At 67.0% G+C, this 555-nt stretch carries 1 protein-coding gene and 1 pseudogene; one reads left to right on the top strand and one right to left on the bottom strand.

Annotated elements, in window-relative coordinates:
* Nucleotides 1-317, top strand: a pseudogene (locus tag NKI67_RS33825) (hypothetical protein); the annotation flags it as partial.
* Here the strand turns inward: NKI67_RS33825 and NKI67_RS33820 are convergent.
* Nucleotides 215-487 (bottom strand): helix-turn-helix transcriptional regulator, encoded by a 273-nt coding sequence (locus NKI67_RS33820; protein ID WP_352649181.1) that lies wholly within the window; start codon nt 485-487, stop codon nt 215-217. The pseudogene NKI67_RS33825 and the gene NKI67_RS33820 overlap by 103 nt on opposite strands.
* Between the last annotated feature and the right edge of the window lie 68 nt (nt 488-555).

Raw genomic sequence — 555 nt, 5'->3', positions numbered from 1 at the left:
TGCCGCGCCTTCCGACACTCAAGACCATTCCCCTCGAAGGCAACCCGGTTTCGCGGCAGGTGCGGTTGCTGGCCGTGCAGGGGCGCCGCTACTCGCCGGCGCTCGACGCTTTCGTCAAGGTCGCGCGGCTTCGCGACTGGACGGTCGAAGTCCCTCACCAGGGCATACCTTTGGAAAGTCGGGGACATACGCTCTCGTGGAGTGAAGGCCGGCGTCAGGCTGCAGCGGATTCCTCGATCGCATCCTCGGCCGGTGCGGCGCTTGAGGACGCGGTGCGCTGCGCCCTGGCGCGGTATTCTGACGGGTCGTTGCCGTAGTACCTGCGGAAAGTGCGCGTGAAGCTGCTCCGGCTCTGGTAGCCGGCGCTGAAGGCGACCTGGTCGATAGACACCGCGTTGGCCGCGAGCAGGTCTGCTGCATGGCGCATCCTCACCCGGCGGAGCAATGACATCGGGGACTCCCCGAAGGCAGCGGAAAACCGCGCCATGAAAGCCGAGCGGCTGAGACCGATGGCATGCGACAGACTCTGGACGGTGTGCGGCACGGACGGGCGCG

Source organism: Mesorhizobium sp. M0408 (genome assembly GCF_040321495.1).
Classification (GTDB): domain Bacteria; phylum Pseudomonadota; class Alphaproteobacteria; order Rhizobiales; family Rhizobiaceae; genus Mesorhizobium.
This window is presented reverse-complemented; position numbering and strand designations above follow the sequence as displayed.